Raw genomic sequence first — 13175 nt, 5'->3', positions numbered from 1 at the left:
TAAGATAATTTTGCTGCGACAGTCGTCGTCACAGCAAAACCAGACAAATTATCGAGTAGAGATTATTCTTCTACTTTAGTCGCTGTAATCACAACATCTTCAACTGGCACGTCTTGGTGCATGCCATGGTTACCCGTTTTCACTTCTTTAATTTTGTTAACAACGTCCATGCCTTCAACAACTTCACCGAATACACAGTATCCCCACCCGTCCATTGATTCAGCTCTAAAATCTAAGAAAGTATTGTCAGCAACGTTAATGAAGAATTGTGCTGTTGCTGAATGCGGGTCCATAGTGCGCGCCATAGCTAAAGTGCCAATTTTGTTGCTTACACCATTGTTTGCTTCATTTTTAATTGGCGCACGTGTTTGTTTATCAACTAAACCCGCTTCCATACCGCCGCCTTGGATCATAAAACCGTTAATTACACGGTGGAAAATAGTGTTGTTGTAAAAACCATCTTTTGCGTATTGCAAAAAGTTTGCTGCAGTTTCAGGCGCTTTATCAGCAAAAAGATTAATTTTAATGTCACCAAAATTGGTAGTGAAAGTAATCATAATAGGTATCTCAATGTGTTGGGATAAAAGATGGCGCTATTGTATACCCAACTGGCGTGAGGATAAAGATAACAAAAGTTTTAACTTTTGCGCCGACAACAGGTAAAATGCCGCCTCTATTTAGCTTGTTAACCCCTAAAACGGATAATAAAACGACCTATGATACAGATATACAATACGCTAAGTCGCGAAAAACAAACTTTCACACCAATTAACCCAGGTAAAATTGGTTTATACGTATGCGGCGTAACTGTATATGACTTGTGCCATATTGGTCATGCACGTACCTATTTAGCTTTTGACAACATGGTGCGTTACTTTCGCTTTAAAGGTTTTGAGGTTAATTATGTACGTAACATCACAGATGTTGACGACAAAATTATCGCCCGTGCCATTCAAAACGGTGAAACCTGCGGCGATTTAACCGAGCGTACCATAGCTGATATGCACCAAGATTTTGATGCACTTAATTTATTGCGCCCTGATGTTGAACCACGCGTAACCGCACATATGCACGATGTTATTGACATGGTTGAAACCTTAATTAACAAAAATCACGCTTATGTTGCACCAAACGGTGACGTAATGTTTGATGTGTCGAGCTACGCTGATTATGGCAAACTAAGCAAACAAGACTTAACTCAATTACAAGCTGGCGCACGTGTAGAATTAGACAACAACAAACGTAACCCACTTGATTTTGTATTGTGGAAAATGGCTAAAGCGGGTGAACCAAGCTGGTCATCACCTTGGGGTGAAGGTCGCCCAGGTTGGCACATTGAGTGTTCAGCTATGAACAGCCAAGTATTAGGTAATCATTTTGATATTCATGGTGGCGGCTCTGATTTAGCTTTCCCTCACCATGAAAATGAAATTGCCCAATCATGCTGTGCACTTGAAACCCCATATGTAAATTATTGGATGCACTCAGGTATGGTGCAAGTTGACCAAGTGAAAATGAGTAAATCACTCGGTAACTTCTTTACCATTCGTGATGTTTTGCAAAAATATGCAGGCGAAACCGTACGCTATTTCTTGGTTTCAGGCCATTATCGCAGCCAATTAAATTATTCTGATGAAAACTTAAATCAAGCACATGCAGCATTGGAGCGTTTATATACTGCATTACGTGGTTTAGATGCTCAAGCCACATCAGAGCTTGATATACAAGATGAAAAAGTCGCCGCTTTTTGCCAAGCAATGGATGATGACTTTAATACCCCAGTTGCTTTATCTGTTTTATTTGAGCTAGCCAAAGAAATTAACGCAGTTAAAAACACAGATGCAGCAGCGGCCAAAGCTAAAGCACAAGTGCTGGTTAGCCTTGCAAACTTATTAGGTATATTGCAACAATCACCAGAAGACTTCTTCAAAGGTGGTGTAGATGCACAAGATGATGAAGTTGTGGAAATTGAAGCTTTAATCGCACAAAGATTACAGGCACGTAAAGACAAAAACTGGGCACTTGCTGACGAAGCGCGCGATAAACTAACGGCTATGGGAATAGTGTTGGAAGATGGCCCGAATGGTACGCAGTGGCGTCGTAAGTAGGTTATTGAATATAAAGCACATCTTGATAATTCACAGTTCAGATTTAAACATGCAAATCTGACTGTGAATTTTGTAGCAACCGGATATGCGCTACACAATCGGTAATTGGCACAATAAATCTTGCTGCATCATTAAATATTACACTCGTCCTACAAAAAAGAACTGACGGACAGCGTAAACCCGTCGCACTCTGCACTACTCAGGTCAACATCGTAAGAAATGGGATAACCAAAACTTTCATCAAATGAAGGGAGATTTTCAATTGAGTCGATAGAACTCAACATATTTTCAAAAATCTCATCTATGGTTGGATAACTGCCATCTCTAACTGCTAAGAAAGTTCCTAGGTCAGGTACGTACAGTTGTGTAATAACATTGTTTTCGACTGTTATTTCTACAGGTGGAAATATATCTACATTCGGACAATCACTAGGATAATTTGCATAAGTATAGGTATAAGTGTTTATTTCAAGATTATCCCATTTGTGTTTATTGGCACTAATTAAGCCTTCTAATTCAAACCTTGAATCTTGATCAGAGGTGCCATTACAGCCAACAAGAATCAAACTGCACATTATTAACTGGATTAACTTCATCGACCTTCCTTGTATCATTAGTTTCAAAAGGCATCATATGTTAAAGCCAAATAAAAAAGTGTAACTTATTGTTACCTTGAAGAAATACTATTACTACCCCTCACCCGATATCTTGGCCTGCTTTACGTCCGCTTCTTCAATATTCACTTGCTCGATTGATTTAAATCGAGTTGATATTTTATCTGCCGATATATGAATTTTTCGCACATCATCTGCCGCTTGGTCTATATGTCTAGCGAGCATGTCAAAGCGACCTTGGAAGCGGTTAAAATCTTCAGCCAAATGAATTAAATGTTTTTGAATGGTGTGAATTTGTCCGCGGGTTGCTTCGTCTTTGAGTACAGCTTTTGCTGTGGTTAATACCGCCATCAGCGTACTAGGTGATGTTAACCAAACTTTTTGCTGCCAAGCAAAATCAACAATATCTGAATGATAAGCATGTATTTCGGCAAATATTGCTTCTGCTGGTAAAAATAAAATAGCGCTGTCGGCGGTTTCTGGGGGCAATATGTATTTGTCGGCAATGTCTTGAATATGCTTTTTAATATCTTGTTTAAACTGACGTTCAAAAGCACGTTTTTCAATTTCGGATATTTGTGGCTGAATTAAATTTTTAAACGATTCTAGTGGGAATTTTGCATCTATCACAATATTGCCAGTAGGTTTAGGCAACAATAATTGGCAGTCAGCTATTTTACCATTAGACAAGCGCGACTGTTTAATAAATTGATTAGGCGCTAATACATTTTCAATTAACGAATAGAGCTGAACCTCACCAAATGCGCCGCGGCTGCGTTTATCGGTTAACACACTTTGTAAACTAACTACGTTGCCTGATAGCTCTGTGATCTTTTTCTGCGCTTCGTCTATCAAGGCCAAACGCTGCAAAATATCAGAGAATGTTTTAACTGTGTTTTCAAAGCCTTCGGCCAGTTTGTCATTCATTTTTTGCGACATTTTATCTAAACGGCTTTCAGTCACATTCGACAATTCATTTAAACGTTTAGCAACGGTTTCACTGTGGTTTTGAATGGCTTTAGACAACTCTTGCCTATGCTCATGGTGTTGACGAGTCAGTTTATCTAGCAGCTCGATTCTGTGCTGGGTGTCTGATTTATCCGCAGTATGAATTAAATTAAGTAACTGCTGGAATTGTTGAGTTTGCCTAGATTCTAAATTGGCAAATGACTCATGTACTTGATTCATTAACGACATACGCAAATCGTTAAATTCATTCATTTGCAGCTGTAAAAATTTGTTTTTATCGTTAGAAACAAAACGTGTAATGGTCAAAACCAATAATAATAAAGTGGAAATGGCGCTGAGGATAAAAATAGCCGGGAATAACCAAGTCGAATCGAACATATGCATATCAACTGTAAATATTTACAGTAAATTTAGCATTAGGGAAATTTGTTGGCAATTATTTATTTGTAGATCAAGATACTTTAGAAACAAGGAAGGCTATGTGTAGCCTTCCCATTCTGCAGAAAAACTTAAGTGATTACTTTAATTTTTCATCTAACTCAGCAATTTTAGCACTCCAAATTGCAGGGCCTGTTTGGTGAACATTATTACCGCTTGAATCTACAGCAACGGTAACTGGCATATCTTCTACTTCAAATTCGTAAATAGCTTCCATACCTAAGTCTTCAAATGCGACTACTCGCGCCTTTTTAATCGCTTTTGCAACTAAATAAGCAGCACCACCAACAGCCATTAAATACACAGCTTTATGGTTTTTAATTGATTCAACAGTAGCTGGACCACGCTCAGCTTTACCTATCATACCCATTAAGCCAGTTTCAGCTAACATCATGTCGGTAAATTTATCCATACGTGTTGCAGTTGTTGGGCCTGCAGGGCCAACAGCTTCGTTACCTACAGCATCAACTGGGCCAACGTAATAAATAAAGCGGCCGTTAAAATCAACACCATTTGGTAAAGCTTCACCACGGGCTAAATATTCTTGGATACGTTTATGTGCTGCATCTCGGCCGGTTAAGATTTTGCCCGACAATAACACTGTGTCACCGGCATTCCAGCTTTGAATTTCTTCTTGGGTAATGCCATCAACATTTACACGGCGAACATTGTCACCAATTTCCCAAGTAACTTCAGGCCAATCTTCTAACTTAGGTGGAGTTAAATCCGCAGGGCCTGATCCATCTAAATAGAAATGAGCATGGCGAGTTGCTGCACAGTTGGGGATCATCACAACTGGTTTAGAAGCTGCGTGAGTAGGCGCAGTTTTGACTTTAATATCAACTACAGTCGTTAAACCACCTAAACCCTGTGCACCTATACCTAAATCATTTACTTTGCGGTATAACTCTAAACGCAGTTCTTCTTCAGCGTTTTGTGCGCCGCGCTCAATAAGCTCTTGAATATCTACCGATTCCATTAAGCTTTCTTTGGCTAAAACACCGGCTTTTTCAGCCGTGCCGCCAATACCTATACCTAACATACCCGGTGGACACCAACCAGCGCCCATAGTTGGTACTGTTTTTAATACCCAATCTACAATTGAATCGCTTGGGTTTAACATCACCATTTTCGATTTGTTTTCTGAGCCGCCACCTTTGGCTGCGATCATCACTTCAATTTTATCGCCAGCAACCATATCAATATGAACAACTGATGGTGTGTTGTCTTTGGTGTTTTTACGTGCACCTGCAGGATCTGCAACGATAGACGCACGTAACGGGTTATCTGGATTCAAATAAGCACGGCGCGTGCCTTCATCAACCATTTGTTGTACGGTTAAATCGTGTTTGTCCCACTGCACTTGCATACCAATTTTTACAAAACAGGTAACTATGCCGGTATCTTGACAGATAGGTCTGTGCCCTTCAGCTGACATGCGCGAGTTAATTAAAATTTGCGCCATTGCGTCTTTCGCTGCTGGGTTAATTTCTTTGTTGTAAGCCGCTTCAACAGCTTTAATATAATCTAATGGATGATAGTAGGAGATAAACTGCAAAGCATCTGCAATGCTTTCAATAAAGTCTTGTTGCTTTATTACTGTCATGATCTTTCCTCGGTGGCTTGATATATTTTATATTCCGTGTGCAATATGATAACCTTGTTGTCCATTTCTCGCCATTGGCACATGCAATCGTTTAAATGAACACCAGCCCATATTGTACTCAGCTTGAGCTGTCGCCAACTATAGACGCAGCCAGTATTTTTTCAGTCGTAGCGCATGAAAATGGCGCAATGTTTTTAGACTCTGCCAACGCACAGCACCAAAATAGCCGCTACGATATATTACTCTGTCAACCATTAGCAACTTTACGCTACCAAGCGGGTAAAACCCAAATAAAATTACTAAATGGTGGCTATCTTGCTGAAACCTCTGAAGACCCATTTAAAGCGGCGAGACGTTTACATAAAGAATTAATGCCCAAAGTAACTTTAGCACCGGCTGAATTAGAGCTATTGCCTTTTATTGGCGGCACTGTAGGTTGGTTTTCTTATGATTTAGGTCGCTGTATCGAGAACTTGCCAAGCATTGCCCGAGCCGATATTGAATTGCCTGATATGTATATTGGTATTTTCGACTTTGCTTTGATTAAAGATAACCAAACACAAACTTGGTATGCACTAGATTATCAACCTGAGTTAAATAGAATAAATGCTTGGCTAGATAAATTTAATAACCAAACTGAACAAGCAGCTAGTTTTGTTTTAACCTCAGCCTGGCAGTCGAACATGAGCAAAGAGGCTTATCAACAAAAATTCGACCAAGTAAAAAACTACCTTGCCGAAGGTGATTGTTATCAAATTAATCTAGCACAAAGATTCAGCGCAGACTATTCAGGCGACAGCTGGCAAGCGTATTTAAAATTGCGCGCTAAAAACCAAGCGCCCTTCTCTGCTTTTATCCAACAAGGCAAACACAGTGTTTTGTCGATTTCACCAGAGCGTTTTTTACAAGTTAAAGCTGGGCAAGTTGAAACTAAACCAATAAAAGGCACACTTGCGCGCGGTCAATCAATTACTCAAGACAATCAACAAATTGAAAAACTAAAAAACTCAGATAAAGACAGAGCCGAAAACTTAATGATTGTTGATTTGTTGCGCAACGATATCAGCAAAGTGTGCAAAGCAGGTTCAGTGAAAGTACCAAAACTGTTTGATGTCGAAAGTTTCCCAGCTGTTCACCACTTAGTTAGTACAGTAACAGGTGAGCTGAGTGAAGGAAAAAATGCCTTTGATTTGCTCAAAGCTTGTTTTCCAGGTGGCAGTATTACGGGTGCACCAAAAATTCGCGCCATGGAAATTATTGAAGAATTAGAGCCACACAGACGCTCAATATACTGCGGCGCGATTGGTTTTATTGATTGGCGTGGCAATATGGACACAAATATCGCCATTCGCACCTTAGTCGCTGATTCTGAGCAAGTTCATTGTTGGGCTGGCGGTGGTTTAGTTTACGACTCTAAATGCGCACACGAATACAAAGAAACTTACGACAAGGTTTCTAAAATTCTCCCAGTATTAACTAACATGAAAAGTTTGCAGCAAAACCAACAAACACAGGGTGTATAAACCGTATATGGCTTGGCAAGATAACAACTTTGACCACTTGTTAAGCCGTATTCAAATGCGCTGTCGTCCTAAGCTTAAATCTCGCGGTTATCAGCTCAAAGCTCAAGTAAAAAACGCAGCTGTGTTGATTTTGTTAGTGGAAGCCGACAAACCTTATTTATTATTAACCCATCGCAGTGCCTTGCTAAAACACCATGCCAACCAGGTGAGTTTACCTGGTGGACGCCAAGACATAGGTGAAAGTTTATTTGAGACAGCACTGCGCGAAACTGAAGAAGAGCTCAATATTCCACGCGAGCAGATTAACTTTTTAACACAAATGGAAAGCATTGAAACACCATCTGGTTATCGCATTCACCCTTTTATTGGTTATACCAAACAAAACATAACAGCCGTGGCCAACCCATCAGAAGTGCAAGGTGTAATACAGATAACAATTGAAGACTTGTTAGCGAAAAATATTCTAGTGCAAGAGTATAAGATGGGTAGCCGCCAGCACAGAGTGTTATCTTTTAGTCATCAACAACTGTTAATTTGGGGTGCAACTGCGGCTATTTTAGATCAATTTAAACGCTGGATTCTTTAAGCTAAACTTTAGCTACTTAACTGGCAATTTAAAATCTTTAAATAATGCATCTATGTCATCGGCATTTTTCAAAGCGATTGCTTTATCCACTATATCTCTCGTTAAATGCGGGGCAAAACGCTCGATAAAGTCGTACATATAGTGACGCAAGAAAGTGCCTTTTCTAAAACCAATTTTGGTTGTGCTTGGTTTAAACAAATGAGACGCATCTATTGCAACTAAATCTGTGTCATTTCTAGCATCCACCGCCATAGTTGCGATAACACCAACCCCAACACCCATACGCACATAGGTTTTAATGACATCTGCATCTGTTGCAGTGAAAACTATTTTTGGCTCTAACCCTGCTTTACTAAATGCACTGTCTAATTCTGAGCGGCCGGTAAAACCAAACACATAAGTGACAATTGAATGCTGCGCAACATCTTCAAGGGTGATTTGTTTTTTCTTGGCTAGCGGATGGTCACGTGTTACCACAACACTGCGGTTCCAGTGATAACAAGGCAACATAATTAAATCGTTGTATAAGTGCAAAGCTTCTGTGGCAATTGCAAAATCCGCTTCGCCCTTGGCTGCAGCATCACTAATTTGTGACGGCGTCCCTTGCAACATATGCAAAGAAACCTTTGGGTATTTCTGCATAAAACCTTTGATAACCGGTGGCAACGCATAGCGAGCTTGGGTATGGGTAGTAGCGATATTTAATTTACCTTGATCTGGCAAGGTATGTTCACGCGAAACTGACTTAATGCTTTCAACTTTGGATAAAATTTCGCGCGAAATTTGAATAATTTCACGACCTGCAGAAGTTACGTGGGTTAAATGTTTACCGCTACGCCCGAAGATTTGCACACCGAGCTCGTCTTCCAACATCCTTACCTGCTTACTAATTCCGGGTTGTGAAGTGTATAAACTCTCTGCTGTCGCAGATACGTTTAAGTTGTGATTCACTACCTCGACAATATAACGCAATTGTTGAAGTTTCATGGTTCCACCGCTAATTGAGACGCTTTATTCTGATTTAGAATAGTTTGTTAGGGTTTTATTACTTTTTATAAGTTTATACTGGCTAAAAATAAAATTCGATGATTAATTAATACTTTTGCGTTAAATTCCAACAATAGTGTGAAATTGTCACAAAATTGTTTGATAACTTATACTTATCAGAGAAATACGAATCTATACACCTAAGCTCCTTGAAGATGTATCGTCAAGACGCTTGGGTATAAATATGATAGCTACGAGGGACTAAATGAAAGACGATCCAAAAATAGATTTTTCAACTGTATTGGCATCAGCCGTACATGATATGAAAAATTCCTTGTGTATGTTAATTCAATCTATAGAACACTTAGGTCAAAGTAGCGCGCAAGACAACCCTGAACAAGCGGACGAACTCGCCAGTTTGCATTACGAAGCATCACGACTAAATACTAACCTACTGCAATTGCTTTCTTTGTACCGAGCTGAAAAACATCAACTACCACTGACAATTGAAGAAAATTTTGTTTCAGATGTTGTAGAAGAAATGCTCGCAAAAAACGAGCTCTATATAGAGAAAAAAGGTTTAACCGTTGAACTAGATGTTGCCGAAGATTTATGTTGGTTTTTTGATTTAGACCTGATCGGTAATCTACTTAACGATATTTTTATCAACGCCATGCGTTACAGTAAAAACCTGATCAAAATATCCGCCGCGATTAAAGATGATCAGTTAGAAATCACCATTGAGGATAACGGCAATGGTTATCCGCAAAACATGCTTGAGTTAATTGATATGCCGATGCAAGAATTAAATTTGACCACTGGTCGCACAGGTTTAGGACTATTTTTTGCTCGTATGATTGCTAACGCCCACAAAAACAACAAAAAAACCGGCAAAATTGAACTGAGTAACGGTGGTATCTATAAAGGCAGCATCTTTAAATTGATGCTTCCGTAACACAAAATTTTAATCTTGTGTTTGCAAGTCGACTAATAACGATTATTCTTGTACTATCAGAAGGTTAAAAATTTAACAATAAAAACCCTTATCAATCAGGAACTGAGATGATTTTTTCTATTGTAATCGCGCTTGTAGTCGCTCTAGTAGTGTTGGCCATCATCATTAACGCAGTGCAGCAACACAAAGAAAAGGTGGAAGCTGAAAAACGAAATGAGATAACAAAGTACAAAACAATAATCGAAGATACCGAGGCTTTGTTAATGAGCATTGGTAATATTCCTGTTAGTAACCAACTTGTTTTAGTGTTACATCAGCGTGTACTTGATGCCGTAAAAAACATGTCTGAGCTGATGCCCGAATCGACAGAGCTTAGGCAAAGAGTTCGTGATGCACAAAATCGTGTGCAAAGTATGGATCCAAACGAAAAAGTTCAGTCTGAAGAAAGCTTTAGCTTACCTGATGATGAGCGTGCGACTATCGCCCTATTGCAAAGCATCAAAAAGCTTAGAGCAGCATTAAGAGCTGAACATAGTAAAGGAAAAGTTGATACGCATTTGTTTATGAGCGAAGACAAACGTTTAGACAAATTGCAATTACGCATCAATGTTGAAAGTTTAATGAAACGTGGTCAAGCTGCACGTCAAGGGCAAATGTTGGGTTCAGCTCGACAATATTATGAGAAAGCCCTAGCAACTATTACTGGCCAGTCAAGCCGTGACGAATATAGTAATCAACGCAAAACTGAATTAGAGCAAGTTTTAGCTGAAATCAACGATGAACTTAAAAACTCTAATGCTCGAGATAGACTGAAAAAACAAGCAGAAGAAAAAGACGATTTGGATATGTTATTCCAACCGAAGAAAAAATGGTAAGCCGATTGAAATGGCGTTACTGCTAAACTAAAAATAAATAATTGATACAAAAATGGCAGCCTCGGCTGCCATTTTTTATGCTTGTTGGTTAGCTAGCTATTCAGCAACTACATCAACAAAATATTTAGATTCACCATTAATATTTTGTTTAATCAAACCGTGAACATCAGTTTCAAAGCCTGGGAAGGCGCTATTAAAGTCACGGGCAAACTGTAAGTACTTAATGATAGTTGAGTTGAAACGCTCACCCGGCACCATTAATGGAATACCTGGAGGATAAGGTGTTACCAACATGGCTGTGATACGCCCTTCTAACTCATCTATACTCACGCGCTCAACATCTCTGTGGGCCATTTTCGCCCATGCATCAGCAGGTAACATAGCCGTTTCGATTTCAGAGGTGTACATATCTGTCGTAATGCGCGCAACGTCGTATTGGCGATAAATATCATGGATTTTTTTACATAAATCAGCCAAACCGACACGCGCATATTGAGGACATTTAGCTGCAAATTGTGGCATAACCCGATACAGCGGCGCATTGACATCAAAGTCATCTTTAAATTGTTGTAGTTCAGTAACCAAAGAGTTCCAACGACCTTTGGTGATACCAATAGTAAACATAATAAAGAATGAATATAGGCCAGTTTTCTCGACGATAATACCGTGCTCAGACAAGTATTTAGTTACGATAACGGCTGGAATACCTAAGTCGGCAAAATCACCGTTTAAGTCTAAACCAGGGGTTACTAAAGTCGCTTTAATCGGGTCTAACATATTAAAGTCTTCAGATATATCTGGGAATCCATGCCAGCTATCTTGTTGACGGATAATCCAGTTTTCGCGTGTGCCTATGCCCTCTTCAGGCAAAGTATCTGGCCCCCAAACTTTAAACCACCAGTCATCATCGCCGTATTCATTGTCAACTTTAAGCATTGCACGTCTAAATTCAATAGCTTCGTTAATCGACTCTTCAACTAAGGTTCTACCACCTGGTTGTTCCATCATGGCTGCTGCAACATCACAAGAAGCAATAATTGAATATTGTGGGCTAGTTGATGAATGCATTAAATACGACTCGTTAAATCTGTGTGTATCTAACTGACGTAAATTAGCATTTTGCACTAATATTTGTGACGCTTGTGAAATACCAGCCAATAACTTATGTGTCGATTGCGTTGCAAAGATAACTGTATTGTCGGCTCTGTCACCCGTTTGGCTGATGGCATGCATGTCTTGATAATATTCATGGAAAGTTGCATGCGGCAACCAAGCTTCGTCAAAGTGCAATGTATCAATATAATTGTCTAACTCGCCTTTAATTTGCTCAACGTTATATAACACGCCGTCATAGGTACTTTGGGTAATAGTCAAAATACGTGGGGTTTTATTTTTCGCATTGGCAGCAAATTTGTTTTTCGCAATTTTCGCTTTAATTGCTTCAGCACTAAATTCACGTTTTGGAATTGGTCCAATAATGCCGTACTGATTGCGCGTTGGCATTAAAAACACCGGAATTGCGCCAGTAATAATAATTGAATGTAAAATTGATTTATGACAGTTACGGTCAACTACTACTATGTCACCAGGCGCTACAGTTGAGTTCCAAACAATTTTATTTGAAGTAGAAGTACCATTAGTCACGAAGAACAAGTGATCACAATTAAAGATACGCGCTGCGTTTTCTTCACTTTTTGCTACTGGACCTGTGTGATCTAACAACTGACCTAACTCATCTACTGCGTTACACACGTCGGCACGCAACATATTCTCACCAAAAAATTGGTGGAACATTTGTCCAACTGGGCTTTTTAAGAAAGCAACACCACCTGAATGGCCAGGACAATGCCAAGAATATGAACCATCTTCGGCATATCGTACTAATTCTTTGAAAAACGGTGGCGCTAACGCTTGAAGATATTTTTTCGCTTCACGAATGATATATTTAGCCACAAAGTCAGGCGTATCTTCAAACATATGAATAAAGCCGTGTAACTCGCGTAAAATATCACTTGGGATATGACGAGATGTACGGGTTTCACCATATAAAAATACTGGAATATCAGGGTTGCGACGTCTAACTTCACCGATAAATTGTCTTAAGCTGTCTACCGCTTGAGGGTTGGCATTTTCGTCTTCATCCACTAGCTCGTCATCGTCAATTGAATAGATGAATGCACTTGCACGGCTGGATAGTTGAGCAATTGACCCTTGGTCTAAATAGCTGGTTAAACCAACAATGTCCATGCCAGCATTTTCTATTGCTTCGGCAAGTTCACGAATACCAGAGCCTGAAATATTTTCAGAGCGAAAGTCTTCATCAAAAATGATAATTGGAAATTTAAACTTCATGTATAGGTTCCACGGTTATTGCCCGTGCCATACAAAAACGCAGACTACGGACGGTGACAATAATCAGGCTTGTTGCCTACCCTGACCGCTCTGCTTGGGTACGTCTAAGAAAGGAAACTTACGCCAGCTAGTCTGGCGCGAATTAAAACATGTTTATTTAAA

General features: G+C 39.6%; 11 protein-coding genes. 5 read left to right on the top strand and 6 right to left on the bottom strand.

What is annotated here, in order from left to right; all coding sequences use genetic code 11:
* Positions 1-62: 62 nt before the first annotated feature.
* Positions 63-557 (bottom strand): peptidylprolyl isomerase, encoded by a 495-nt coding sequence (locus ACMZOO_RS16080; protein ID WP_440904318.1) that lies wholly within the window; start codon positions 555-557, stop codon positions 63-65.
* Positions 558-716: 159 nt separating this feature from the next.
* Here ACMZOO_RS16080 and cysS point away from each other — a divergent pair, with 159 nt between their 5' ends.
* Entirely contained in the window at positions 717-2108 is a 1392-nt protein-coding gene (gene cysS, locus ACMZOO_RS16075; protein ID WP_440904317.1) for a cysteine--tRNA ligase, read from the top strand.
* A 149-nt stretch (positions 2109-2257) separates the two neighbouring features.
* Here cysS and ACMZOO_RS16070 read toward each other — a convergent pair whose 3' ends face one another.
* From ACMZOO_RS16070 to ACMZOO_RS16060, 3 genes are all read right to left on the bottom strand, one after another.
* A complete protein-coding gene (locus ACMZOO_RS16070; RefSeq protein WP_440904316.1) occupies positions 2258-2683 on the bottom strand; it encodes a DUF6174 domain-containing protein in 426 nt (141 codons plus the stop codon).
* A 114-nt stretch (positions 2684-2797) separates the two neighbouring features.
* Positions 2798-4075 (bottom strand): DNA recombination protein RmuC, encoded by a 1278-nt coding sequence (locus ACMZOO_RS16065; protein ID WP_440904315.1) that lies wholly within the window; start codon positions 4073-4075, stop codon positions 2798-2800.
* 133 nt (positions 4076-4208) lie between these two features.
* Complete coding sequence (locus tag ACMZOO_RS16060) at positions 4209-5735, bottom strand: fumarate hydratase (RefSeq protein WP_440904314.1); 1527 nt, start codon at positions 5733-5735, stop codon at positions 4209-4211.
* 95 nt (positions 5736-5830) lie between these two features.
* Here ACMZOO_RS16060 and pabB point away from each other — a divergent pair, with 95 nt between their 5' ends.
* Together pabB and ACMZOO_RS16050 are read left to right on the top strand one after the other, a co-directional pair.
* Positions 5831-7258 carry an aminodeoxychorismate synthase component I gene (gene pabB / locus ACMZOO_RS16055; RefSeq protein ID WP_440904313.1) on the top strand — a complete coding sequence of 476 codons (1428 nt, stop codon included), beginning with the start codon at positions 5831-5833 and terminating at the stop codon, positions 7256-7258.
* A 7-nt stretch (positions 7259-7265) separates the two neighbouring features.
* Positions 7266-7844 carry an NUDIX hydrolase gene (locus tag ACMZOO_RS16050; protein WP_440904312.1) on the top strand — a complete coding sequence of 193 codons (579 nt, stop codon included), beginning with the start codon at positions 7266-7268 and terminating at the stop codon, positions 7842-7844.
* A 12-nt stretch (positions 7845-7856) separates the two neighbouring features.
* On the opposite strand, the gene cysB is transcribed toward ACMZOO_RS16050, so the two are convergent.
* Positions 7857-8831: an HTH-type transcriptional regulator CysB gene (gene cysB, locus ACMZOO_RS16045; RefSeq protein ID WP_016957202.1), complete on the bottom strand. Its 975-nt coding sequence runs from the start codon at positions 8829-8831 to the stop codon at positions 7857-7859.
* Positions 8832-9096: 265 nt separating this feature from the next.
* Between cysB and ACMZOO_RS16040 the strand changes: the two genes are divergently transcribed.
* Positions 9097-9786 carry a sensor histidine kinase gene (locus ACMZOO_RS16040; protein ID WP_440904311.1) on the top strand — a complete coding sequence of 230 codons (690 nt, stop codon included), beginning with the start codon at positions 9097-9099 and terminating at the stop codon, positions 9784-9786.
* A gap of 107 nt (positions 9787-9893) precedes the next feature.
* Positions 9894-10661, top strand: coding sequence for a hypothetical protein (locus ACMZOO_RS16035; protein WP_440904310.1), 768 nt, complete (start codon positions 9894-9896; stop codon positions 10659-10661).
* 96 nt (positions 10662-10757) lie between these two features.
* Here the strand turns inward: ACMZOO_RS16035 and ACMZOO_RS16030 are convergent, their stop codons facing one another.
* The gene (locus tag ACMZOO_RS16030; protein ID WP_440904309.1) at positions 10758-13013 is read right to left on the bottom strand and encodes an Orn/Lys/Arg decarboxylase N-terminal domain-containing protein; all 2256 of its coding nucleotides are present in this window, start codon (positions 13011-13013) and stop codon (positions 10758-10760) included.
* Positions 13014-13175 lie beyond the last annotated feature (162 nt).

Origin of the sequence: Catenovulum sp. SX2 (genome assembly GCF_052056295.1) — a bacterium.
In the GTDB taxonomy this organism is placed as follows: Bacteria; Pseudomonadota; Gammaproteobacteria; order Enterobacterales; family Alteromonadaceae; genus Catenovulum.
Note: the sequence above shows the minus strand (reverse complement) of the source record. Positions and strands in the feature narration are given on the sequence as shown.

Excerpts from the sequence above, each read along its gene's own strand:
- ACMZOO_RS16080 (WP_440904318.1), bottom strand. The coding sequence starts at position 557 with ATGATTACTTTCACTACCAATTTTGGTGACATTAAAATTAATCTTTTT.
- cysS (WP_440904317.1), top strand. The coding sequence starts at position 717 with ATGATACAGATATACAATACGCTAAGTCGCGAAAAACAAACTTTCACA.
- ACMZOO_RS16070 (WP_440904316.1), bottom strand. The coding sequence starts at position 2,683 with ATGTGCAGTTTGATTCTTGTTGGCTGTAATGGCACCTCTGATCAAGAT.
- ACMZOO_RS16065 (WP_440904315.1), bottom strand. The coding sequence starts at position 4,075 with ATGCATATGTTCGATTCGACTTGGTTATTCCCGGCTATTTTTATCCTC.
- ACMZOO_RS16060 (WP_440904314.1), bottom strand. The coding sequence starts at position 5,735 with ATGACAGTAATAAAGCAACAAGACTTTATTGAAAGCATTGCAGATGCT.
- pabB (WP_440904313.1), top strand. The coding sequence starts at position 5,831 with ATGAACACCAGCCCATATTGTACTCAGCTTGAGCTGTCGCCAACTATA.
- ACMZOO_RS16050 (WP_440904312.1), top strand. The coding sequence starts at position 7,266 with ATGGCTTGGCAAGATAACAACTTTGACCACTTGTTAAGCCGTATTCAA.
- cysB (WP_016957202.1), bottom strand. The coding sequence starts at position 8,831 with ATGAAACTTCAACAATTGCGTTATATTGTCGAGGTAGTGAATCACAAC.
- ACMZOO_RS16040 (WP_440904311.1), top strand. The coding sequence starts at position 9,097 with ATGAAAGACGATCCAAAAATAGATTTTTCAACTGTATTGGCATCAGCC.
- ACMZOO_RS16035 (WP_440904310.1), top strand. The coding sequence starts at position 9,894 with ATGATTTTTTCTATTGTAATCGCGCTTGTAGTCGCTCTAGTAGTGTTG.
- ACMZOO_RS16030 (WP_440904309.1), bottom strand. The coding sequence starts at position 13,013 with ATGAAGTTTAAATTTCCAATTATCATTTTTGATGAAGACTTTCGCTCT.